General features: G+C 73.4%; 19 protein-coding genes and 1 riboswitch. Of the genes, 12 read left to right on the top strand and 7 right to left on the bottom strand.

Features of this window, described 5'->3' with window-relative positions; translation table 11 throughout:
• Positions 1 to 50: 50 nt before the first annotated feature.
• From ACIQUR_RS19445 to ACIQUR_RS19435, 3 genes are all read right to left on the bottom strand, one after another.
• A complete protein-coding gene (locus ACIQUR_RS19445; RefSeq protein WP_403665639.1) occupies positions 51 to 734 on the bottom strand; it encodes a DUF5995 family protein in 684 nt (227 codons plus the stop codon).
• A 77-nt stretch (positions 735 to 811) separates the two neighbouring features.
• The gene (locus ACIQUR_RS19440; RefSeq protein ID WP_403665637.1) at positions 812 to 2,203 is read right to left on the bottom strand and encodes a uracil-xanthine permease family protein; all 1,392 of its coding nucleotides are present in this window, start codon (positions 2,201 to 2,203) and stop codon (positions 812 to 814) included.
• A gap of 59 nt (positions 2,204 to 2,262) precedes the next feature.
• A complete protein-coding gene (locus ACIQUR_RS19435; RefSeq protein WP_403665635.1) occupies positions 2,263 to 3,480 on the bottom strand; it encodes an MFS transporter in 1,218 nt (405 codons plus the stop codon).
• Between the two features lie 69 nt (positions 3,481 to 3,549).
• Here ACIQUR_RS19435 and ACIQUR_RS19430 point away from each other — a divergent pair, with 69 nt between their 5' ends.
• Positions 3,550 to 4,686 (top strand): ROK family protein, encoded by a 1,137-nt coding sequence (locus tag ACIQUR_RS19430; RefSeq protein ID WP_403665633.1) that lies wholly within the window; start codon positions 3,550 to 3,552, stop codon positions 4,684 to 4,686.
• A gap of 168 nt (positions 4,687 to 4,854) precedes the next feature.
• On the opposite strand, the gene ACIQUR_RS19425 is transcribed toward ACIQUR_RS19430, so the two are convergent.
• Both ACIQUR_RS19425 and ACIQUR_RS19420 read right to left on the bottom strand, forming a co-directional pair.
• Positions 4,855 to 5,610 (bottom strand): SDR family oxidoreductase, encoded by a 756-nt coding sequence (locus ACIQUR_RS19425; protein WP_403665631.1) that lies wholly within the window; start codon positions 5,608 to 5,610, stop codon positions 4,855 to 4,857.
• A 224-nt stretch (positions 5,611 to 5,834) separates the two neighbouring features.
• Entirely contained in the window at positions 5,835 to 8,261 is a 2,427-nt protein-coding gene (locus tag ACIQUR_RS19420) for a chitinase C-terminal domain-containing protein (RefSeq protein ID WP_403665629.1), read from the bottom strand.
• A gap of 320 nt (positions 8,262 to 8,581) precedes the next feature.
• Positions 8,582 to 8,712: riboswitch (FMN riboswitch) on the top strand.
• Positions 8,713 to 8,896: 184 nt separating this feature from the next.
• Here ACIQUR_RS19420 and ribD point away from each other — a divergent pair.
• The 10 genes from ribD (at position 8,897) to ACIQUR_RS19370 (ending at position 17,468) form a co-directional block, all read left to right on the top strand.
• Positions 8,897 to 9,964 (top strand): bifunctional diaminohydroxyphosphoribosylaminopyrimidine deaminase/5-amino-6-(5-phosphoribosylamino)uracil reductase RibD, encoded by a 1,068-nt coding sequence (ribD, locus tag ACIQUR_RS19415; RefSeq protein ID WP_403666261.1) that lies wholly within the window; start codon positions 8,897 to 8,899, stop codon positions 9,962 to 9,964.
• The gene (locus ACIQUR_RS19410) at positions 9,965 to 10,588 is read left to right on the top strand and encodes a riboflavin synthase (RefSeq protein WP_403665627.1); all 624 of its coding nucleotides are present in this window, start codon (positions 9,965 to 9,967) and stop codon (positions 10,586 to 10,588) included. It abuts the gene before it with no gap.
• A gap of 5 nt (positions 10,589 to 10,593) precedes the next feature.
• The gene (locus ACIQUR_RS19405) at positions 10,594 to 11,241 is read left to right on the top strand and encodes a nicotinamide riboside transporter PnuC (RefSeq protein WP_403666259.1); all 648 of its coding nucleotides are present in this window, start codon (positions 10,594 to 10,596) and stop codon (positions 11,239 to 11,241) included.
• Complete coding sequence (locus ACIQUR_RS19400) at positions 11,238 to 12,536, top strand: bifunctional 3,4-dihydroxy-2-butanone-4-phosphate synthase/GTP cyclohydrolase II (RefSeq protein WP_403665625.1); 1,299 nt, start codon at positions 11,238 to 11,240, stop codon at positions 12,534 to 12,536. The genes ACIQUR_RS19405 and ACIQUR_RS19400 overlap by 4 nt, the downstream gene beginning before the upstream one ends.
• 49 nt (positions 12,537 to 12,585) lie before the next feature.
• Positions 12,586 to 13,071 carry a 6,7-dimethyl-8-ribityllumazine synthase gene (ribH, locus tag ACIQUR_RS19395; protein ID WP_399947361.1) on the top strand — a complete coding sequence of 162 codons (486 nt, stop codon included), beginning with the start codon at positions 12,586 to 12,588 and terminating at the stop codon, positions 13,069 to 13,071.
• Positions 13,072 to 13,129: 58 nt separating this feature from the next.
• Positions 13,130 to 13,411, top strand: a complete 282-nt coding sequence (locus ACIQUR_RS19390) for a phosphoribosyl-ATP diphosphatase (RefSeq protein WP_403665622.1) — start codon at positions 13,130 to 13,132, stop codon at positions 13,409 to 13,411.
• Positions 13,412 to 13,506: 95 nt separating this feature from the next.
• Positions 13,507 to 14,355, top strand: coding sequence for an ATP phosphoribosyltransferase (gene hisG, locus ACIQUR_RS19385; protein ID WP_403665620.1), 849 nt, complete (start codon positions 13,507 to 13,509; stop codon positions 14,353 to 14,355).
• A gap of 52 nt (positions 14,356 to 14,407) precedes the next feature.
• A complete protein-coding gene (locus ACIQUR_RS19380) occupies positions 14,408 to 14,872 on the top strand; it encodes a PH domain-containing protein (protein WP_403665618.1) in 465 nt (154 codons plus the stop codon).
• 179 nt (positions 14,873 to 15,051) lie between these two features.
• Positions 15,052 to 16,425: a hemolysin family protein gene (locus tag ACIQUR_RS19375; RefSeq protein ID WP_403665616.1), complete on the top strand. Its 1,374-nt coding sequence runs from the start codon at positions 15,052 to 15,054 to the stop codon at positions 16,423 to 16,425.
• Positions 16,422 to 17,468, top strand: a complete 1,047-nt coding sequence (locus ACIQUR_RS19370; protein ID WP_403665614.1) for a hemolysin family protein — start codon at positions 16,422 to 16,424, stop codon at positions 17,466 to 17,468. The genes ACIQUR_RS19375 and ACIQUR_RS19370 overlap by 4 nt, the downstream gene beginning before the upstream one ends.
• Positions 17,469 to 17,557: 89 nt before the next feature.
• Here the strand turns inward: ACIQUR_RS19370 and ACIQUR_RS19365 are convergent, their stop codons facing one another.
• A complete protein-coding gene (locus tag ACIQUR_RS19365) occupies positions 17,558 to 19,489 on the bottom strand; it encodes an AAA family ATPase (RefSeq protein ID WP_403665612.1) in 1,932 nt (643 codons plus the stop codon).
• 393 nt (positions 19,490 to 19,882) lie between these two features.
• A complete protein-coding gene (locus ACIQUR_RS19360) occupies positions 19,883 to 20,509 on the bottom strand; it encodes a uridine kinase (protein ID WP_403665610.1) in 627 nt (208 codons plus the stop codon).
• Between the two features lie 268 nt (positions 20,510 to 20,777).
• Between ACIQUR_RS19360 and ACIQUR_RS19355 the strand changes: the two genes are divergently transcribed.
• On the top strand, positions 20,778 to 22,148 hold the full coding sequence (locus tag ACIQUR_RS19355; protein ID WP_403665608.1) for a peptidase C39 family protein: 1,371 nt from the start codon (positions 20,778 to 20,780) through the stop codon (positions 22,146 to 22,148).
• Positions 22,149 to 22,199: the final 51 nt, after the last annotated feature.

The raw sequence follows: 22,199 nt of genomic DNA, 5'->3' as shown, positions 1-22,199 counted from the left end.
CGCGGCGACGGCCCGTTTCCACGTCCGGGTCCCGGCAGCGGCCGACTCCCTCAGCGGCCCGACGGGGTCAGGAGGCAGCGGCCCACCAGGCCCACGCCGGCCGCGAGGGAGTCGGTGATCTCGCGGGCGAAGTCGGGGCGGTCGCGGAGGGTCCACAGGAGGCGGGCCGAGGACCAGGCCGCGTCGCGGGCGCGGTCCAGGCTCCACGAGCCCAGCAGGTGGGTGAGCGGGTCGGCCACCTCCAGCAGGTCCGGGCCCGGCATCAGGTCCTCGCGGATGCGTTCCTCCAGGGCGACCAGCGTGTCGCCGACCCGGTCGAAGTCCGCCTCCAGGGCCCGCGGTTCGCAGTCCAGCTCACCGCACGTGGCGACCACCGCGATCGGCAGGTCGTGGCCGATGTGCGCGTTGATGCCGGCCAGGGCGTGCTGGAGGGGCCGTACGCCCGGGTGCCGCCGGTACTGGAAGAGCGGGCGCCAGCAGGCCGGTACCCGCTCGCCGTCGGAGGCCGCGTCCACGGCCGCGAGGTAGCGCTCGGCGAACCGCACCGCCAGGGTCTCGGCCGTCCGTACGACCGGGAACCCGCCGTCCCCGATCCGGCGCCCCAGCTCCTCCGTGACCGCCAGGTACACCCGGTTGAACACCGCCACGCCGTCCCGCGGGTGCAGGCGCCCGTCCAGCGCGCGCATCCGCGCCACCACCGGACCAAGCGACACCCCGACCGTCATCTGCGCCATGCCCCAGAGGGTCCCAGGCGCGGGCCCGCGGACGGGGGACTTGGCCGCGCGCTTCGCCGGATCGGGCGAAAGCCGGGCTACGGCGCCCCGTCGCCGCGCTCCTCGTCGTACGCCGAGGTGCCCGCGTCCAGCAGCGGTTCCTGGTCCTTGAGGTGCGCCGGGGCGAACAGCCGCAGCGCGTGGTAGCCGACGATCACCACGATGGTGCCCAGCGCGATCCCGCCCAGCTCGAAGCTGTCGGTGATCTTCAGGCTGACGCCGCCGACGCCGATGATGATGCCCGCGGCCGCCGGCACCAGGTTCAGCGGATTGCGCAGGTCCACCCGGCCGTTGATCCAGATCTGCGCGCCGAGCAGGCCGATCATGCCGTACAGGATCACGGTGATGCCGCCCAGCACCCCGCCGGGGATCGCGGCCACCACCGCGCCGAACTTCGGGCAGAGGCCGAAGAGCAGCGCGAAGACCGCGGCGGCCCAGTAGGCGGCCGTGGAGTAGACCCGGGTCGCCGCCATCACGCCGATGTTCTCGGAGTACGTGGTGTTCGGCGGCCCGCCGACCGCGGTGGACAGCATGGACGCGGCGCCGTCCGCGGCGATCGCGGTGCCCAGCCGGTCGTCGAGGGAGTCGCCGGTCATCTCGCCGACCGCCTTCACGTGCCCCGCGTTCTCCGCGATCAGGGCGATCACGACGGGCAGCGCCACCAGGATCGCCGACCACTCGAAGGCCGGCGCGTGGAAGGACGGCAGACCGATCCAGTCCGCCTTCGCCACGCCCGAGAAGTCCAGCCGCCAGTGGTCCACGGCCTCGGCGCCGCCCGCGGGGGAGTGGATCTGGCCGAAGAGCCGGTCGAAGAGCCAGGAGACCGCGTACCCGAAGACCAGCCCGAGGAAGATCGCGATCCGCGACCAGAAGCCGCGCAGGCAGACCACCGCGAACCCGGTGAAGGCCATCACCAGCAGTGCGGTCCACTGGTCCTGCGGCCAGTACGTCGAGGCGGTCACCGGCGCCAGGTTGAAGCCGATCAGCATCACCACCGCACCGGTCACCACCGGCGGCATGGCCGTGTGGATCACCCGCGCGCCGAACCGCTGGACCGCCAGGCCCGCGAGGAACAGCACCGCGCCCACCACGAAGACCGCGCCCGTGACGGTGGCGCTGTCGCCGCCGCTCGCCCGGATGGCCGCGGCCACGCCGACGAAGGACAGGGAGCAGCCGAGGTAGCTGGGGATCCGGCCGCGCGTCGCCAGCAGGAAGATCATCGTGGCGACGCCGGACATCATGATGGCGAGGTTGGGGTCGAGCCCCATCAGCACCGGGGCGACGAAGCTCGCCCCGAACATCGCGACCACGTGCTGGGCACCGAGCCCGGCGGTCCGCGGCCACGACAGCCGCTCGTCCGGCCGGACCACCGCTCCGGGGGCGGGGGTCCGCCCGTCACCGTGCAGGGTCCAGCGCACGCCGAGGCCCATTCCCACTCCATTCGCCGTCGCGACCGTTCATGATCGGCCGCGGTACGGCCAGCGATATATTACGGCCGGATTCTTTCCGGTTCGTCCTGCTTGACCAGGACCTCCGTCCCGCCGTTCGTCCTCTGTCGCAGCACGCCGGCCCCCAGCGTCAGCGCACACGCCAGCGCGGTCACCAGGGCGAAGGACACCACCAGCGACGTGGCGTCGGCGACCGCGCCGATCGCGGACGGCGCGATCAGGCCCGAGGTGTACGTGACGGTCGCGACGCCCGCGATGGCCTGGGCCGGGGCCGGGCCGCTGCGCGCCGCCGCGGCGAAGGCCAGCGGCACCACGACCGCGATCCCGAGCCCGGTCATCGCGAACCCCGCCATGGCGGCGGCGGGTTCGCGGACCAGTACCACCAGCAGCCCGCCCGCCGTGGCCAGCAGGCCCCCGGCCCGTACCGTCCGCACCGGCCCGAACCGGTCGACCACCCGGTCGCCCGCCAGCCGGGCGACCGCCATGGTGAGCGCGAACGCGGTGGTGGAGGCGGCGGCCAGGCCGGCGTCGGTGTGCAGCACGTCGCCGAGGTAGACGGCGGACCAGTCCAGGCTCGCGCCCTCCGCGAACACCGCGCAGAAGCCGATCGCCCCGATGAGCACCGCGGACCTCGGCGGCAGCGCGAAGTGCGGCGGCGGCTCCTCGTCCGCCTCGCTCCGCAGGTCCAGCACCCCGCGCACGGCGACCAGGCCGAGCGCCGTCAGGGCCAGCGCGGCGACCAGGTGGTGGGTGCGCGCGTCCGTACCGGAGTGGGCCGCGACCGTGCCGGCGGCCGAGCCGAGCAGGGCGCCCACGCTCCACATGCCGTGCAGCGAGGACATGATCGACCGGCCCAGCCGGTTCTCGGTCTCGACGCCGAGGGCGTTCATCGCCACGTCCGACATCCCGGCCGAGGCGCCGTACACGAACAGGGCCAGGCACAGGACCGGCAGGTTGGGGGCGAGGCTCGGCAGGATCAGGGAGAGGGTCCACATCGCGAGCAGCCCGCGCAGTGCGGCGCGGGCGCCGAAGCGGTGGTTGATCCGCCCCGCCAGCGGCATGGCCAGGGCCGCGCCGACGGCCGGGAAGGCGAGCGCGAGGCCGAGGGCGCCCGCGCTGAGGGAGGCGTGGTCCTGGATCCACGGGATGCGGGTGGCGAAGCTGCCGGTGACCGCACCGTGGACGAGGAAGACGGAGGCTACGGACGTGCGGGCGCGCCGGAGGCGCCGCAGGCTGAGGTCGGGTTCGCCGAGCGACATGCCGATAAACTATCAGGGAACCTGCCTGATAAATAACCCCCGTGATCTGACGCCGATTAGGATTCCGCCATGCGTCCCGCCTCCCCGAGCACCGCGCGCGCCCTCAACGACCGGCGCGCCCTGAGCCTCCTCCAGGACCGGGGCCCCCTGACGGCCACCCAGCTCAAGGAGGCGACCGGGCTCTCCCGGCCCAGCGTCGCCGACCTGGTGGACCGGCTCCGCGAGGCCGGCCTGATCGAGGTCGTGGGGGAGTCCGGGGAACAGCGCCGCGGCCCGAACGCCAAGGTGTACGGGATCGTCGCGGACCGGGCCCACCTCGCCGCCCTGGACGTGCGCACCGACAGTGTGCACGCCGTGGTCGCCGACCTGCTGGGCCGCCCGGTGGCCGCCGCGGAGCTGCCGGCGGACGCCGTGGACGAGGCCGTGGCCGCGCTGGTCCGGGTCGCCGCGGAGGCCCGGGCCGCACTCCACACCGTGTGCGTGGGCGCCCCGGGGCTGGTGGACCCCGAGACCCGGGAGCTCCGCGACACCGCCAAGCTGCCCGGCTGGCACCGGGAGCTGACGGGCGCCCTCCAGCGCCGGCTGCCCGCCGCGGTGATCGTGGAGAACGAGACCAACCTGGCGGCGGTCGCCGAACGCGACGAGGGCGCCTGCCGCGACCTGGACTCCTTCGTGCTGCTCTGGCTGGGGGAGGGCGTCGGCGCGGCCGTCGTGCTCGACGGGAGGCTGCGCCGGGGCGCCTCGGGCGGCGCGGGCGAGATCGGCTTCCTGCCGGTGCCGGGCACCGGCACGCTGCCCTCGGCCACCGGGTGCGACGGCGGCTTCCACAGCCTGGCCGGCGGGGCCGCCGTACGGGAGCTCGGGCGCGCGTACGGGTTCCCCGGCGACGCGGGAGCGGTGGTGCGCGGCGCCGTCGCCGCCGGGCCCGACGGCAAGGCCCTGCTGGACGCCCTCGCCGAGCGGATCGCCCTGGGTGCCGCCGCCGCGGCCGCCGTCCTGGACCCGGGCTGCGTGGTGCTGGGCGGGCAGACCGGGCACGCGGGCGGCCCGGTGCTCGCCGCGCTGGTCGCCGAACGCCTGGCCGCCCTGACCCCGGTGCCCACCGAGGTGCGGGCCACGGACCTCGGCGACGCGGCGGTGCTGCGGGGCGCCCTGCTCACCTCCCGCGCGGCGGCCCAGGACGCCCTGTTCGCACCGCCCGCCTAGCGCACCGCCGGGCCTCGCGCGCGTGCCGCTTGGGCGGTGCTCGTGCCGTCCGCCCGACGCCGGCACCGCCCGCCTGGGCTCGTACCGCCCGCGTCACGCGCGTACCGCCATCCGTGAAGCGCCACACCCGCGTGCCGCCACACCCGCGTGCCGCCACCCCCGCGGCGCTCAGCCCTGTGCCGGGTGCCGCTCCGCGAGGTAGTGGGCGAAGGTGCCCGTGCCGACCGCGTGCGCCGGGGCCAGGTTGCCGCCGCGCCGGAAGCCCGCGTACGCCTTGCCCGCCAGCGGCACCTCCACCACCCTGCGGGTGCTGCCGTGCGCCGCGAGCCAGGCCCGCACGAAGTCGGCCAGGGTGTGCGTCTCCGGCCCGCCCATGTCCGCCACCCGGCCGGCCGGCGGTGCCGCCGCCAGCTCCGCGAGCCGTGCCGCGACCTCCTCGGCGGCGACCGGCTGCACCCGTACGCCCTTCGGCACCGGCACGACCGGCAGCTTGGCCAGCGTCTCCGCGAGCACCGCGACGAGGTCGTGGAACTGGGTGGTCCGCAGGATGGTCACGCCCAGGCCGGACTCCTCCAGCATCCGCTCGACCCGGAACTTCCGCCGGTAGTAGCCGAGCGGGACCCGGTCCACGCCCACGATCGAGATGTAGACGAGGTGGCGCACCCCGGCCCGCCGCGCGGCGCCGATCAGGTGGCGGGCCGCCTCGTCGTCGCCCCGGCCCGCGCCCCGGGTGTTGCTGGCGCAGTGCACCACGGTGTCCGCGCCCGCGATGGCCGCGTCCAGTCCGGAGCCGCGCCTGAGGTCGACGGGGTGGTGGGCGGAGCGCCGGCTCAGCGCCCGGACCTCGTGCCCGGCCGCGCGCAGGCGTCCGGTGACGAGGCTGCCCAGGGTGCCGGTGCCGCCGGTGACGAGAATGGTGCTCATGGTTCGGTCCTTCCTCGGGGTCGCTTCCCCAGTGGAGACCGGGCACCCGTCAGGAACGTGACATCTGGCGCTGTACGCATCCCAGCTTGTCCGGCTCGACCACGGCCCGCAGCCCGGGGACCGCCCGCCGGCCACGTCCGCGGGCGTGCCGGAGGGCCCGGCGGCACGCGGCCGCCGGGCCCTCCTCGTCATTCGGCCCGTCCCGCGTTCGGCGGGTCAGGCGATCAGCAGGCGCCGAGGTCCTCCCAGACGCCCCACTGGCCGGTGGTGCCGGGCTCCTCGTTCTGCGTCCACCACTTGGCCTTCCAGTTGCGGCTCTTGTGGGAGACGAGCGCGCCGCCGTTGTAGACGTTGCCCGCGACGTAGGCCGGGTTGGCGCAGGTGCCACCGCCGCCGGTGGTCCCGCCGGTGGTCCCGCCCGTCGTCCCGCCGGTGGTGCCGCCGGTGGTCCCGCCCGTGGTGCCGCCGGTGGTGCCGCCCGTCGTCCCGCCGGTGGTGCCGCCCGTGGTCCCGCCCGTGGTGGAGCCGGACCCCGGCTCCACCACGGTGGTCCCGCGGGCCAGGTCGTCGGCCAGCGCGTAGCTCGTCCCGTTGATCTTCACCGTCCAGTTGGAGGGGGTGGAGACCGGCAGGTAGTAGTTGAACGTGACGTCGACCGACGCGCCCGGGGCCAGCGACTGCCAGCTCGGCAGCTTCAGCGAGACCCGGTGGAAGTCGCCCTTCAGGCCGCCCACGTTGTTGCCGGTGTGGCCGGTGCTGACGATGGCGGTCCCGAAGCCGGACTGGTCGGAGGCGTTGGCCGGCGCCGAGGTGGAGTAGTCGAACTGGAACTCCGTGCCACCCGGCAGCGTCGTCTGCGTGTTGTTGGTGATCTTGATCTTCGGGGTGATCGGGTAGTTCTGGTCACCCAGCTTGAAGTCGGTGAAGTCCACGCCGACCTTCACGGCCTGCGTCGGCAGGGCCGTGGCGCCCGCCTTCTTCGCGCCGTACGGGGTGGCCGCCTTGAACTTCTGGTACATCGCGTTGGTCAGGGTGTCGCCCGGCTCGTACTGGCCCTTGGCCGCGTTCCAGGAGTAGTCGCCCGCGAGCTCCCAGACCATGGTGCCGCCGATGCCCTTGTCGACCACGTAGTCGGCCTTGGCGTTCACCGACTGCTCGTCCTCGGTGGAGAGGAAGACCTTCTTCTGGGCGTTCCACAGCCAGGGCGCCACCAGGGTGGAGTCGTAGTTGCGGACGTAGGTGCCGGTCAGGGTGGTGTTCGCCGGGAAGCCGTACTTGGTGACGTAGTCGCCGACGACGCCCCGCTCCAGGTTCTTGGCGTGCCACATCGGGTTCGAGCCCGCGGGGGACTCGACGCCGTTGGTGTCCTTGTCGTGCCACAGGTTGTCGATGCCGACCGCGCCGTCACCGCACTTGGTCAGGCCCGCGCCCGCCGGGCAGCTGGTGGCCGCCGCCTTGCCCCAGAGGCCGTTGGTGCCGCCCTGGACGTTCTTGAAGCCGCGGGTGTAGTACGGCAGGCCGATGTTGATGCGGCCCGACGGCATCGAGCCGCGGAAGTAGTGGTAGGCCCAGTCGGTGTTCAGGTAGCCGATTCCGCCGTACTGCGAGGTGCTGTACACGCTCGCGGCCGCCAGCTCGCCGTCCTTGCCGTCGTCGAAGAGCGAGGCGTTCGGGCCGACGTACTCGTTCCAGGCGCCGTGCAGGTCGTACGACATGATGTTGACGTAGTCCAGGTACTTCTGGACCTGGAACGTCTCCATGCCGCGCAGCAGGTAGCCGGAGGACGGGGCGGCGACGGAGAGCAGGTAGTGCTTGCCGTCGGCGGCGCCGGCCGCGTCGAGCTTCTCGCGCAGGGTCTTCATCAGCGCGGCGTAGCCCTTGACGAGGCCCGCGCGGCGGCCGTTGGCCAGCTGCCAGTCGAGCGGGTTGCCCGCGTCCTTCATCGTCGTCGGGTACTCGTAGTCGATGTCGACGCCGTTGAACCCGTACTTGCGGACGAACTCGACGGAGGAGTCCGCGAAGGTGTTGATGCCCGCCTGGTTCACCGAGCCGTCGGCGTTGGTGGCCATCGAGTAGAAGCCGCCGGAGGCCACGCGGTCGCCGTTGTCGGCGAAGTAGCCGCCGGTCTCCGCCCAGCCGCCGACCGAGATCAGCGTCTTGACGTTCGGGTACTGCTTCTTGAACTTGCCGAGCAGGTTGAAGTGGCCCTTGTAGGTGTACGCGGGGTCCATCTCGGCCCCGGCCACGCCCGGCCAGGTCATCCCGGTCGCGGCGTTGTTCGGGCCGTCGGTGCCGACCGAGATCTTGTTGTCGGAGCCGACGTGCGCGAAGGCGTAGTTGAGGTGGGTGACCTTGCCCCACGGGATGTTGTTGGCGAGGTAGGCGGGGGTCCCGTCCTTGCCGGTACGCCAGCCGGTGAAGTAGCCGATGACGCGGCGCTGGTGGTCGGCGCCCATCTTCTCGCGGCCCTCGGTGTCGTAGACCGAGCAGTAGGGGACGTCGACGCCGGGGGTCTTGTACAGACCGTCGGGGCGACACGCCTCGTTGTCTGCGGCGTGCGAGACGCCGGTGGAGAGCGTGCTGATCAGCAGGCCCGCGACGGCGGCTCCCGCGGCCATCAGCGTGGCCCTCGTACGCGTGGGGGACAGCATTGTGCCTCCTGGGGAAGGGAGGTTGGCAGGACACAACGAACAGGCGGAGCACAACGAACAAAGGGGTGGCGCGTGTTGACCCGTGATGTGCGCACATCTGACGGGCTGTCTCCCTGGGAATGTGAAGGAGACATTAAGGAGGACTAGACCACCAGTCAATAGGTCTGGACCATCTCTGGAACCTCGGCCCCGCCGACGGCACGGCGCGCGGGAGGCGCCCTCGCGGAACGGTGGAATCCGGCCAGTCTGTGAGCCAGCACACAGTGGATCGCCCGCATGGGTGTCGATCAGCCGTGGCAGACTGGTTTCAGTACCAGTAGCAGCGCACTCCGGGGTCGGTGTAATTCCGAACCGGCGGTTATAGTCCGCGACCCGTCCGCAGCCAGCGGCCGGTTGACCAGGTGGAATTCCTGGACCGACGGTTAAAGTCCGGATGGGAGGCAGTGCGCGGCGGGCCAGTCACGGTACGCCGCCTTCGGCGGTTCACGGGCGTACGAGCACGTACGCGGCGGAACCGTCGGGCCCCGGCGTATCCCGTGTGCGTCCCGCTCATCTGTCGTATCGACAGGCCCCGGAGTCCGTGCCCGACGAGGCAGGAGGACCCGGTGGCCACCACCGCCGACGCAGCAACCGCCATGCGGCGCGCCATCGCGCTGGCCGCCCGCGGCCTCGGCGCCACCAGCCCCAATCCCGTCGTCGGCTGCGTCATCACCGCCCCCGACGGCAGCATCGTCGGCGAGGGCTGGCACCAGCGGGCCGGCGGCCCCCACGCTGAGGTCCACGCCCTGCGCGCGGCCGGCGAGGCGGCCCGCGGCGGCACCGCGTACGTCACCCTCGAACCCTGCAACCACACCGGCCGCACCGGCCCTTGCGCCCAGGCCCTCGTCGAGGCCGGCATCGCCACCGTCCACTACGCGGTCGCCGACCCGAACCCGCAGGCCACCGGCGGTGCCGCGACCCTGCGCGCGGCCGGCGTCGAGGTGCACGGCGGGCTCCTGGAGGAAGAGGCCGAGGCCGGCAACACCGCCTGGCTCACCTCCGTACGCCTGGGCCGCCCGCACGTCACCTGGAAGTACGCCGCCACCCTGGACGGCCGCACCGCCGCCGCCGACGGCACCAGCCGCTGGATCACCTCGGCCGCGTCCCGCGCCGACGTCCACCGGCTGCGCGCCGAGTCCGACGCCGTCCTGGTCGGCTCCGGCACCCTGCGCGCCGACGATCCGCACCTCGCGGTCCGCGGCGTCGAGGGCGCCGTCCAGCCGCTGCGGGTCGTCCTCGACACCCACGCCCGCATCCTGCCGACCGCCCGCGTCCTCGACGACGCGGCGCCGACCCTGCTCGTCGTGGGGGAGGACGCCGACACCCGGCACCTCCCCGAGGGCACCGACATCCTCCGGCTCCCCCTCACCGACGGCCGCATCGGCATCCACGACCTTCTTCCCCGGCTGTACGCGCGCGGCGTGCGCTCCCTCTTCCTCGAAGGCGGCGCCACCCTGGCCGGCGCCTTCGTCGAGGGCGGCGCCGTCGACCGCGTCGTCGGCTACCTCGCACCGGCGCTCCTCGGCGAGGGCCCCGCGGCCCTGACCGGCGCCGGCATCGCGACCATCACCCAGGCGCTCCGCCTCGACATCACCGACGTCGTCCGCCTGGGCCCCGATCTCCGCATCACCGCTGTCCCCACCACCGCCCCCAAGGAGCACTGAGTGTTCACCGGAATCGTCGAAGAACTGGGCGAGGTCACCGCCATCGAGCGGCTCGCGGACGCCTCGCGCTTCCGCCTGCGCGGCCCCGTCGTCACCGAGGGCGCCAAGCACGGCGACTCGATCGCCGTCAACGGCGTCTGCCTGACGGTCGTCGAGACCGAGAACGGCGAGTTCACCGCCGACGTGATGCAGGAGACCCTCAAGCGCTCCAGCCTCGGCGCGCTGGAGCCCGGCTCCCGCGTCAACCTGGAGCGCCCGATGGCCCTCGGCGGCCGGCTCGGCGGACACCTGGTCCAGGGCCACGTCGACGGCACCGGCACCATCCTCGACCGCACCCCCTCCGAGCACTGGGAGATCGTCAAGGTCTCGCTCCCGGCGGAGCTGGCCCGGTACGTGGTCGAGAAGGGCTCCATCACGGTCGACGGCGTCAGCCTCACCGTGGTCGATGCCGCCGCCGACCACTTCACCATCAGCCTGATCCCCACCACCCTCGCGCTGACGACCCTCGGCACCAAGCAGGCCGGCGACCCGGTCAACCTGGAGGTCGACGTCCTCGCCAAGTACGTCGAGCGCCTGCTCGCCGCCGGCGTCGACCCGCTGACCGCGAAGGAGACCGACCGGTGAGCGCGCTGAGCTGGCTCAACTCCGAGGCCTTCACCGTCTTCGACCAGCACATCGTGTGGTCCGACATGATCGGCAACACGATGGGCCTGATCGCCCTCGCCCTCGGCTGGCGCCGCTCCATATGGACCTGGCCCACCCAGTTCCTCTCGGGCGCGGTCCTCTTCACCGCCTTCGCCGCCGGCCACCTCTCCGGCAGCGCCGGCAAGCAGGTCGTCGTCATGCTCGTCGCCGCCTGGGGCTGGCTCCAGTGGACCCGCGGCCGGCAGCAGGCCCAGGACGGCTCGCTCGCCGTCCGCTTCGCCACCTGGAAGGAGCGCGGCGCCCTCCTCGGCGCCGCCGCCCTCGGCACCGCCGCCGTCACCGGGCTGTTCACCCTGTACCCCTGGATGAGCTGGAACCCGCTGCCGGACGCCTACATCTTCGTCGGCACCATCGTCGCCATGTACGCCCAGGCCAGGGGCATGGTCGAGTTCTGGTTCGCCTGGCTGCTGGTCGACGCCGTCGGCGTCCCGCTCGCCTACACCAGCGGCTACGCCTTCTCCGCCTTCGTCTACGTCATCTACGGAGCGCTCGTCGTCTGGGGCGCCTACGACTGGTACCAGCGTTCCCGCACCACCACCCCCGCCACGGCCCTGGAAGGAGCGACGGCATGACCTCCGTCAAGCCCACCCTCACGCCCGTCCCGGACGACTACGAGGCCTTCCGCCTCGACCCCGTCGAGCAGGCGATCCGCGACATCGCCGCGGGCCGGCCGGTCGTCGTCGTCGACGACGAGGACCGCGAGAACGAGGGCGACCTCGTCATCGCCGCCGAGAAGGCCACGCCCGAGATCGTCGCCTTCATGATGAGCGAGTGCCGCGGCCTGATCTGCGCCCCGATGGAGGGCCCCGAGCTGGACCGGCTCGAACTCCCCCAGATGGTCCAGAACAACACCGAGTCGATGAAGACCGCCTTCACCGTCTCCGTCGACGCCACCGCCGCCCACGGCGTGAGCACCGGCATCTCGGCCGCCGACCGGGCCACCACGCTGCGGCTGCTGGCCGCCGGCAGCTCCACCGCCGAGGACTTCGTACGCCCCGGCCACATCTTCCCGCTGCGCGCCAAGCCCGGCGGCGTGCTGGTCCGCAACGGCCACACCGAGGCCGCCGTCGACCTCGCCCGCCTCGCGGGCCTGCGCCCGGCCGGTGCCATCGTCGAGATCGCGGGCGAGGACGGCGTCATGCTGCGCCTGCCCGAGCTGATCCCCTTCGCCCGCAAGCACGGCCTGACGATCATCTCCATCGAGGACCTGATCGCCTACCGCCGCTCCGCGGAGCCCACCGTGCGCCGCGAGGCCGAGGTCAGCCTGCCGACCGCGTTCGGCCACTTCACCGCCTACGGCTACCGATCCACCGTCGACGGCGTCGAGCACGTGGCCCTGGTCCACGGCGACCTCGGCGACGGCCGGGACATCCTGGTCCGGATGCACTCGGAGTGCCTGACCGGCGACATCTTCCAGTCCCAGCGCTGCGACTGCGGCCCCCAGCTGCACGCCTCCATGGAGCGGATCACCAAGGAGGGCCGCGGCGTCGTGGTCTACCTCCGCGGACACGAGGGCCGGGGCATCGGACTGCTGTCCAAGCTGCGCGCCTACGAGCTCCAGGAGCGCGGCCGCGACACCCTGGACGCCAACCTCGAACTCGGCCTGCCCGCCGACGCCCGGGACTACGGCGCCGGCGCCCAGATCCTGGCGGACCTCGGCGTCCGCGAGGTCCGGCTGCTGACCAACAACCCCGAGAAGGCCGACGCCCTCGTCCGGCACGGCATCGCGGTCACCGACCGCGAGCCCATGCCCGTCGAGGCCGGCGAGCACAACCTGACGTACCTGCGCACCAAGCGCGACCGCATGGGCCACGACCTGCCCTGGCTGGACGGCGGCCCGGTCGCCACCGCCTGCGGCAACCAGTAACACGCACCACACCACCGAACACCACCGGCAAGAACCACCGAGGAGAGCTGTGAGCGGCAAGGGCGCACCCGAACTGAGCGTGAAGAACTGCGGAGACCTGCGGGTGGCCGTGATCGCGGCGCAGTGGCACGAGAAGGTCATGGACGGACTGGTGGACGGCGCCCTGCGCGCCCTCCACGAGCTCGGGATCGACGAGCCCACCCTGCTCCGCGTCCCGGGCAGCTTCGAGCTCCCGGTCGTGGCGAAGGTCCTCGCCGAGCGCGGCTACGACGCGATCGTCGCCCTCGGCGTGGTCATCCGCGGCGGCACCCCCCACTTCGACTACGTGTGCCAGGGCGTCACCCAGGGCCTGGTGCAGGTGTCGATCGACACCGGCGTCCCCGTCGGCTTCGGCGTGCTCACCTGCGACAACGAGGAGCAGGCGCTGGACCGCGCCGGCCTGGAGGGGTCGAACGAGGACAAGGGCCACGAAGCGGTCACCGCCGCCGTCGCCACCGCCACCACCCTCCGCACGGTCAGCGAGCCCTGGCGGTAGTCCACGGAGTGAACCCCGGCAACGGGGCACCCGGGTGAAGCCGTACCCTAAGGGCATCATGGCGAACAAACCCCTTAAGAGTTTCGAAGAGCTCTTCACCGAGCTCCAGCTCAAGGCCGCCAACGGCGACCCCAGCACCTCCCGCACCGCCGAGCTGGTGGGCAAGGGCGTCCATGCCATCGGCAAGAAGGTCGTCGAGGAGGCCGCCGAGGTCTGGATGGCCGCCGAGTACGAGGGCAAGGAAGCCGCCGCCGAGGAGATCTCGCAGCTGCTGTACCACGTCCAGGTGATGATGGTCGCGCGCGGGATCTCCCTCGACGACGTCTACGCCCACCTCTGACGCACCCCCCTCCCGGCCCCGGCCGGGAGGACCGCGTCCACCCCTCCCCACCCGCTCCGCACAGCGCTCCCCACGCGAACAAAGGAACCGACCTCATGCTGCGCATCGCCGTCCCCAACAAGGGTTCACTGTCCGGACCTGCGTCGGCGATGCTCCATGAGGCCGGCTACCGCCAGCGCAAGGAGTCCAAGGAGCTCGTCACCGTCGACCCCGAGAACGAGGTCGAGTTCTTCTACCTGCGGCCCAAGGACATCGCGATCTACGTGGCGTCCGGCAAGCTCGACATCGGCATCACCGGCCGCGACCTGCTGCTCGACTCCGGCGCCAACGCCGAGGAGATCCTGCCGCTGAACTTCGGCCGCTCCACCTTCCGGTACGCCACCAGGCCCGGCACCGCGAAGGGCCCCGAGGACTTCCACGGGATGACGATCGCCACCTCGTACGAGGGAATCGTCGCCAAGCACCTCGCCGAGCAGGGCATCGACGCCTCCGTCGTCCACCTGGACGGCGCGGTCGAGACCGCCATCCAGCTCGGCGTCGCCCAGGTCATCGCCGACGTCGTCGAGACCGGCACCAGCCTGCGCAACGCCGGCCTGGAGGTCATCGGCGAGCCGATCCTCAAGTCCGAGGCCGTGGTCGTGCGCCGCGAGGGCGCCGACACCGACCACCCGCAGGTCCAGCAGTTCCTGCGCCGCCTCCAGGGCGTCCTGGTTGCCCGCTCGTACGTGATGATGGACTACGACATCCGCGCCGAGCACCTGGAGCGCGCGGTGGCCCTCACCCCGGGCCTGGAGTCCCCGACCGTCTCCCCGCTGCACAACGAGGGCTGGGTCGCGGTCCGGGCCATGGTCCCGGCCAAGGAGGCCCAGCGGATCATGGACGACCTGTACGAGCTGGGCGCCCGCGCGATCCTCACCACCTCGATCCACGCCTGCCGGCTCTGACCCACCCCGTCGTCCCGGCTCGTCACGTCATCGCAAAGGCCTCAAGAACACCATGAGCGAGTCCGCCGCCCGCGCCGAAGCACCCGCCCTGCCGGTCACCTTCCGGCCGACCCGTACCCGGGCCGTCCTGCTGGGCGTCGGGCTCGCCATGTTCACCACCATCACGGTCATCGCCCTGATGCTGGAGCGCCTGAGCACGGGCGAGCGGATCAGCTTCGTCTTCACGGCCGTCCTGCTCTCCTCCGTGCTGGTGCTGCTCAGCCGCCCCAAGGTCGTCGCCGACGACGGCGGCGTCACGGTGGTCAACCTCACCACCAAGCGGCGCCTGGAGTGGGCGCAGATCCTGCGCGTCAACCTCCGCCCCGGCGACCCCTGGGTCTTCCTGGACCTCAGCGACGGCACCAGCCTGCCCGCCCTCGGCATCCAGCCGGGCGTCGCCCGGCAGCAGGCGGTCGCCGACGCCCGGGCGCTGCGCGCCCTCGCGGAATCCCGCGGCACCGGCGCGCACGACAACTGACCGCCATTGCGGTCGGGACCCCAATGACTACCCTGGTGGCGGGGCGCACGCGCGTGCCCCCGCCCCGCGCCCCGGGACCCCGTGGCCCGTGGGCTCCTGCGACTTGAGGAGTGACTCCCTCCAGCAATGGACGGATCGTCCGGTAGTACCCGCGCCGCCACCTCCCCGGAGGCGGCGGCATGACCATTCCGCTACTGCTTCTCGCGGCGGCCTTCGCCCTGATCCTCGCCAACGGCTTCTTCGTGGCCGCCGAGTTCGGCCTCGTGACCGTGGACCGGCCCGACGCCGAGCGCGCCGCCGCCGAAGGCGACCGCAGGGCGCGCACCGTCGTCAAGGCCCTGGGTGAGCTGTCCTTCCAGCTCTCCGGCACCCAGCTCGGCATCACCCTCACCTCCCTGGTGACGGGCATGCTCGCCGAGCCCGCCCTCGCCGCCCTGCTCACCGGCCCCCTCCGGGCGACCGGCCTGCCCGGAGGCGCCGTACCCGGCGTCGCCGTGCTCGTCGGCATGCTCCTCGCGGCGGCCGTGCAGATGGTGGTCGGCGAACTGGTGCCCAAGAACTGGGCCGTTTCCCGTCCCCTCCAGGTGGCCCGCTTCGTCGCCGGCCCCCAGCACGCCTTCTCGCGGGCCTTCCGCCCGGTCATCGCGGCCCTCAACGCCGTCGCCAACCGGCTGGTGCGCGCCCTCGGCGTCGAACCCGCCGAGGAGCTGGCCTCCGCCCGCACCCCCGGCGAGCTGGTCTCCCTCGTCCGCCATTCGGCGGAACAGGGCGCCCTGGAGCAGGACACCGCCGACCTGTTCGTGCGCACCCTCTCACTCGGCGGCCTCACCGCCCAGCACGTCATGACCCCCCGCGTGAAGGTCAGCGCCCTCCAGTCGACCGCCACCGCGGCCGACGTGCTGAACCTGACCCGCGCCACCGGCCTGTCCCGCTTCCCGGTCTACCGCGAGCGCATCGACGAGATCGTCGGCGTGGTCCACCTCAAGGACGCCCTCGCCGTGCCGGAGGCCGACCGCCTGCACAGCACCGTCGGCCGGATCTCCGTACCGCCCCTGCTGGTCCCGGAGACCCTGCCCGTCCAGCCGCTGCTCGAACGCCTGCGCAACGAGCAGCCGATGGCCGTGGTCGTCGACGAGTACGGCGGCACGGCCGGCGTCGTCACCCTGGAGGACATCGTGGAGGAACTCGTCGGCGAGGTCCGCGACGAGCACGACCGGGCCGAGGCGGAGACCCCCGAGCTGGCCACCGTGCCGGCCGAGGACGGCCGCCCCGCCTGGGACGCCGACGGCAGCTGCCGCGTGCACACCCTGCGCCGGATAGGCCTGGACGTACCGGAGGGCCCGTACGAGACGGTCGCCGGCCTGGTCGCCGACCTCCTCGGCCGCATCCCCGCCCCCGGGGACCACGCCGAACTCCCCGGCTGGCAGCTCTCGGTGCGCCAGGTCCGCCGCTACCGCGCCGACCGGGTCCGCCTGGTGCGCACCGCGCCAGCCCCCGGGAGCCCCGGCGGTCCCGGCGGTTCGCCCGAGGCGGAGATGGCGGTCAGCCGGTGAACACCCTCCAACTCCTCTTCGCGCTGCTGCTCGTGCTCGCCAACGGCTTCTTCGTGGCCGCCGAGTTCGCCCTCGTCTCCGTACGGCGCAGCCAGATCGACCCGCTGGCCGCCACGTCCGCCCGCGCCCGCCGGGTGCTGTACGGACTGGAGAACCTGCCCCGGATGATGGCCGCCGCGCAGTTCGGCATCACCCTCGCCTCCCTGACCCTCGGCGCGGTCGCGGAGCCCACCGTGGCCCGCCTGCTGGAGCCCGTCTTCCACTGGGCCCACGTGCCGCAGGGCCTGATCCACCCCCTCGGCTACGCCGTCGCCCTCGCCGCCGTGGTCTTCCTCCACCTCGTCGTCGGCGAGATGGTGCCGAAGAACCTGGCCATGGCGGCCCCCGAGAAGGCGGCCCTCTGGTTCGCCCCCGGGCTGGTCGGCTTCGCCCGGATCTGCGGCCCCGTCACCACGGCCCTCGGGGCCTGCGCCCACCTGGTGCTCAAGCTGTTCCGGGTCGAGCCCAAGGACGAGGTGGAGGCCGTCTTCACCAGCTCCCAGCTGGGCCGGCTGGTGGAGGACTCCCGCCAGGCCGGTCTCCTGGAGCCGGTCGAGCAGGAGCGCCTGGAGGACGCCCTGGAGCTCGGCAGCCGCCGGGTCACCGACGTCCTCCTGGACAGCGCCCACCTGGTCACCGTCGCCCCCTCGGCCACCCCGCGCGAGATCGAACAGCTCACCGTCCGCACCGGCTACTCCCGGTTCCCGGTACGCACCGACAGCGGGGCCTTCATGGGCTACCTGCACGTCAAGGACGTACTGGACCTGGACGACCGGGAGCGGGCCGTGCCGCAGCACGTCTGGCGGCGGATGACCACCCTGTGCGCCAACCTCCCGCTCGACGACGCCCTGACGGTCATGCGCCGGGACGCCACCCACCTGGCCCAGGTCGCCGACCAGGGCGGCCGGATCATCGGCCTGGTCACGCTGGAGGACGTCCTGGAGATGCTGGTGGGCGAGGTCCGCGACCCCGCACACCGCACCTTCCGGCTCGCCCGCGTCTGAGGCCCGGGACGTCCCGGCTCCCGGACCGGCGGTCCGGGACCGGGGGTCCGGGACCAGAGGGTCGGGGTCCGGGGGGTCCGGGCCGCCGCCTACAGGGGCGGCGGTTCGGACCGTCCCCGGTCCTGCGGCCCCCTGCCGGACAGCACCTCCCCGTACGCCTGCATCAGGTCCGGCAGGCGCAGGGTCGCGAGGTCCTCGCGGGTGGGGCTGCCGGCGTACCCGGCGAGCCGCAGGTCCCGGTAGGCGCAGCTCTTCTCGTACAGCGTGCGCAGGAACCTGCCGTTGCCCAGTTCGTCGATCCAGCCCTGGTCGACCACGTGCCCGCTGATGCTGCGCAGTTCGTCCAGGGCCTCCTCGTCCCACCGGTCGCCGTTGCCGTCGGCCAGCACCTCGCCGATGGCGGTCAGCTCCAGGGGGCGGTAGCTGGGGAAGTCCACCCGGGTGGTGAAGCGGGAGGACAGGCCCGGGTTGGTGGCGAGCAGCCGGTCCATGCCGGCCGGGTACCCGGCGAGGATCACCACGAGGTGGTCGCGGTTGTCCTCGGCGCGCTTGAGGAGCACCTGGAGCGCCTCGTCCCCGTACGCGTCGCCCTTGCTGTAGCCGGAGTTGGAGAGGCTGTACGCTTCGTCGACGAACAGCACCCCGCCCAGCGCCGAGTCGATCAGCTCGTTGGCCTTCACGGCGGTCTGCCCGAGGAACTCGCCCACCAGGTCCGCCCGCTGGGCCTCCACCAGGTGGTCGCCGCCCAGCAGCCCCAGCGCGTAGAAGACCCGGCCGAGGATCCGGGCCACCGTGGTCTTGCCCGTACCGGAGGGCCCGGAGAAGACGAAGTGGCGTTTCGGCGGCTGGACCGGCAGCCCCTGGCCGGCCCGCAGCCGGGCCATGTGCAGCTGCGCCGAGAGCGCCTTCACCTGCCGCTTGACCGGCTCCAGGCCGACCATCCGCTCCAGCTCGGCCAGCGCCTCCGCCAGCAGCGCGGGATCGGAGGGCCCGGCCGGCAGCCCCGACGGCGCCGCCTGCGGGGGTACGGAGAACCGGCGGCGCACCCCTTCGCGCGGCACCCCCGAGCCCACCGGTTGCCCGCCGAGCCCCGGACCGAAGCGCGGCTCGCGTCCGTCGGGCGGCTCCCCGCCCCCGGCGCCGTCCGTCTCCGCGGCGCCGTCCAGGGCGTCCTGCCCGAGGCTGCCGGAGAGCGCCACGGCGGCCAGGTCGACGCCCGGCTCGTAGCCGCCCAGCCCGTCCGTGCCGTCCAGCCCGTCGCCCTCGGCGATCGCGGTCAGCCGGGCGGCGGTGTCCATGAAGGCCGGGTCCACCCGGTGCACCGCGCGGTACAGGGGGAGCGCGGCGGCACTGCGGCCGGTGCCCTCGTGGGCCCGGGCCAGCCAGTAGCGCAGCTCCTTGCGCTGGGGCTGCTCGCTGCGGCAGCGCATCAGCGCCGCCGACAGCATCGGTTCGGCCTGCCCGTACATCTCCAGCCGGACCCGTGCCATGCCGCCGAACAGCCCGGCCTCGATGCCCAGCAGCGCGTCGTCCACCAGCGGCTCGGTGTGCCGGACCAGTTGGTCCCAGTCCTTCACCAGGTACGCCCGGCAGGCGTGCAGGAAGCGCACCTGCGGGTCGGCGTCCACCGGCGGCAGGCCGGCCAGCGCCTGGTCCAGCTCGGGTACGTGCCGCCCGTCCAGCCAGTGCGAGGCGTGCGCGAGTAACAGGTCCCGGCGGCTCTCCAGCACCGGCTGCACCCACCAGCCCAGCCAGTACCAGGAGTTCAGCGTGCGCCGGTGCCGGGCGCGCTGCTCGCCGAAGCGCTCGCGGTGGGCGTACATGCGCAACAGCGCGTTCGTGGTGTCCACGCGCAGCGCGTGCAGCCCGAGCCACGCGTCGGCCATCGCGGGATCGAGTCGTACGGCCGACCTGAACTCCTCCTCGGCCTGCGGGTAGGCGCCCATCGTGTAGGCGTCCACTCCCCGCAGCCAGGCGAGTTCGGCCGGGGCGTGCGGGCTGCCCTGCGTGCCGAAGTCCATCCCATCCCCCACAAGCCTGCCCCCGTGGTGCGCGACCGAGCCCCTGCCCGGCTGCCGGATTGACCAAACCTCCGCGTCGAGGACGGGAGTTGCGCGACTGAGCCGTGAAATCCGTCGCATCGTACCTGCGGTGACGGTCCTTACACAGGCTGTCGTCGCCACGTTCCCGCGCGGGACCCGAGCGGCGGTGGTGACGGAGGGTGAGGGAAGAGAGGGGTGGGGATGGCCGGAAAGCGCCCCGGGACAGAACGAAGCCCCCGATCACGGGGGAACAATCGGGGGCTTCGTGTCCGTGTCGGTCGTGGAAGACCGCACATTGAGAACGTAAGACCTCCCCACGGGCCAGGTCAAGCGGGCGCGGAGGGCTCCCTGAGGTGCCTCCGCGGGCTCCGCTCAGGCCCGGGGCAGGTCGTGACCCTGAGTGACGGAACCGAGGATTCCCGGCGTCGCAGGAGCCCCGGAAGTCCACTCGTATCCCGTATCCCTCTGGCGCACCAGAGTGTCGGCGAAGGGGCGCGAAGGGTCGTCCGCGAAGTGCGCGCGCTCCGCGCGCTCCCATCCGTCCCAGAAACCGGACAGCTCCGCGCCGTCGCGCCGGCGGCCGCGCCCCCAGGACTCGGCCCGGGGCGTCTCCATCCACAGCAGCCCCGCCAGGTACGGGCGCAGCTCCCGCCGCCCGGCCCCGACGCCCTCCATCAGCACCACCGGCGCCGGCTCCAGCACCCGCTCCGGCCCGAAGCGGCGCGCCACCCAGTCGTACGGGGACCAGTGCGCCGCCCGCCCCGCGGACAGCGGCTCCAGCACCTGCGCCCGCAGCCGGCCGGTCCACGCGAACAGCTCCCCGTGCGTGGCCACGTCGTCCAGGTGCAGCACCGGCGCCCCGCCCAGGGCCGCCGCCAGCCGCCCGGCGAAGGTGCTCTTGCCCGAGCCCGCGTGGCCGTCCACGGCGATCAGCCGGACCGGGCCGAGGGAGGGGGGCAGCGCGGCCAGCCCGGCGGCCAGGTCTTCGAGTCGGTGCACGCCCTCAGCGTACGCCGGGCCCCGACACGGCCCGCGACACGAGCCGCGGACCCTGGCAGCGGCCCCCACGGGCCGGGATAGTGGCGGGGGTGCCGCGCGGGCGCCGGCGGGCACCGTACGCGCACGCCGCACCCGCGGCACCCGCCGCACCCGCCGCACCCGCGGCACCCGCCGCGCGGGCGGCGTCCGCATCCCGACCACACCCGCTGCCCGACCGCACCCCGCCGCCCGACCACCCCGACCTGATCCGACTGGGGGACCCCCGCCGATGACCGCAGCCACACCCCGCCGGGCCGTCCTGGCCGCCGCCCTCGCCGCCGCCACGGCGGCCTCCGTGCCCACCGCCGCCGGCGCGGACCCACAGCCGGGGGACGGGGCGGCGCCGGACGACGAGCGGGAGACGGACGCCCCCACGGTCGACAACCGGTTCTGGTACGCCTACTCGCACTGGCGGTCGGGCGAGCACCACGGCACCGCCGCCGTCGGCGGACGCCGCCCGGGCCTGCTGATCGCCGCGCCGGAGGGACGTACCGACTACACCGACCCGCACACGGGCCGGACCGCCGCCTGGGAGTACGCGAGCTGGACCTCCCCCCTCCACCGGCCCGCGGTGCCCGCCACCGAGCTGATCGCCTCCTGGAACGCCTGCACCCCCGAGGGCACCTGGATCCAGGTCGAACTGTGCGCCGACTACTCCGACGGCACCACCACGCCCTGGTACGTGATGGCCCGCTGGGCCTCCGGCGAGACCGACATCCGGCGCACCTCCGTCGACGGGCAGAAGGACGGCAGGAGCACCGTCTGGACCGACACCCTCTCGGTGGACGACCCGGCGGCCGGGCTGCGCCTGACCGGCTACCGCCTCCGGCTGACCCTCCACCGCGCACCGCGCTCCGGGCTCACCCCGGTCGTCTGGCTCGCCGGGGCGATGGCCTCGGACGTGCCGGACCGCTTCACGGTGCCCGCCTCGGAACCGGGACCGGCGCACGAGCTCGACGTACCGCGCTACTCGCAGGAGATCCACGCCGGCCGGTACCCGGAGTACGACAACGGCGGCGAGGCCTGGTGCAGCCCGACCTCCTCGCAGATGGTCGTCGAGTACTGGGGGCGCGGACCCTCTGCGGAGGAGCTGGCCTGGGTCGACCCGTCGTACGAGGACCCGCAGGTCTGCCACGCGGCGCGGCGCACGTACGACGCCCAGTACAAGGGCTGCGGCAACTGGCCCTTCAACGCCGCCTACGCCGCCACCTACGAGGACCTGGCCGGCGTGGTGACCCGGCTGCGCTCCCTGACCGACCTGGAGACCCTGGTCCGGGCCGGCATCCCGGCGATCACCTCGCAGTCCTTCCTGGCGGGGGAGCTGACGGGCGCGGGCTACGGGACGGCCGGCCACCTGATGACGGTGATCGGCTTCACGGCCGCCGGCGACGTGGTGGCCAACGACCCGAACTCGGCCTCGGACCCGGCCGTCCGCCGGGTCTACGCGCGCCGGGAGTTCGAGAACGTCTGGCTCCGCACGAAGCGGCACAACGCGGCCGGCAAGGTGGTCTCGGGGTCCGGCGGCGTCTGCTACCTCTACGCCCCCGCCCGCCCGACCCCGCCCCAGCTCGCCGCCCTGCGCGAGGTGGGCGTCCTCTGACCGATTCGCCTGCGGCGGGCACGCTCGGTGCGGCTGAATGGTCGGATCGGG

This window comes from Streptomyces sp. NPDC101132 (assembly GCF_044759225.1).
GTDB lineage: Bacteria > Actinomycetota > Actinomycetes > Streptomycetales > Streptomycetaceae > Streptomyces.
The sequence above is the reverse complement of the archived record's forward strand: the minus strand, read 5'-3'. Positions and strand labels throughout refer to the sequence as shown.

Excerpts from the sequence above, each read along its gene's own strand:
- ACIQUR_RS19445 (WP_403665639.1), bottom strand. The coding sequence starts at position 734 with ATGGCGCAGATGACGGTCGGGGTGTCGCTTGGTCCGGTGGTGGCGCGG.
- ACIQUR_RS19440 (WP_403665637.1), bottom strand. The coding sequence starts at position 2,203 with ATGGGCCTCGGCGTGCGCTGGACCCTGCACGGTGACGGGCGGACCCCC.
- ACIQUR_RS19435 (WP_403665635.1), bottom strand. The coding sequence starts at position 3,480 with ATGTCGCTCGGCGAACCCGACCTCAGCCTGCGGCGCCTCCGGCGCGCC.
- ACIQUR_RS19430 (WP_403665633.1), top strand. The coding sequence starts at position 3,550 with ATGCGTCCCGCCTCCCCGAGCACCGCGCGCGCCCTCAACGACCGGCGC.
- ACIQUR_RS19425 (WP_403665631.1), bottom strand. The coding sequence starts at position 5,610 with ATGAGCACCATTCTCGTCACCGGCGGCACCGGCACCCTGGGCAGCCTC.
- ACIQUR_RS19420 (WP_403665629.1), bottom strand. The coding sequence starts at position 8,261 with ATGCTGTCCCCCACGCGTACGAGGGCCACGCTGATGGCCGCGGGAGCC.
- ribD (WP_403666261.1), top strand. The coding sequence starts at position 8,897 with ATGCGGCGCGCCATCGCGCTGGCCGCCCGCGGCCTCGGCGCCACCAGC.
- ACIQUR_RS19400 (WP_403665625.1), top strand. The coding sequence starts at position 11,238 with ATGACCTCCGTCAAGCCCACCCTCACGCCCGTCCCGGACGACTACGAG.
- ACIQUR_RS19390 (WP_403665622.1), top strand. The coding sequence starts at position 13,130 with ATGGCGAACAAACCCCTTAAGAGTTTCGAAGAGCTCTTCACCGAGCTC.
- hisG (WP_403665620.1), top strand. The coding sequence starts at position 13,507 with ATGCTGCGCATCGCCGTCCCCAACAAGGGTTCACTGTCCGGACCTGCG.
- ACIQUR_RS19380 (WP_403665618.1), top strand. The coding sequence starts at position 14,408 with ATGAGCGAGTCCGCCGCCCGCGCCGAAGCACCCGCCCTGCCGGTCACC.
- ACIQUR_RS19375 (WP_403665616.1), top strand. The coding sequence starts at position 15,052 with ATGACCATTCCGCTACTGCTTCTCGCGGCGGCCTTCGCCCTGATCCTC.
- ACIQUR_RS19365 (WP_403665612.1), bottom strand. The coding sequence starts at position 19,489 with ATGGACTTCGGCACGCAGGGCAGCCCGCACGCCCCGGCCGAACTCGCC.
- ACIQUR_RS19355 (WP_403665608.1), top strand. The coding sequence starts at position 20,778 with ATGACCGCAGCCACACCCCGCCGGGCCGTCCTGGCCGCCGCCCTCGCC.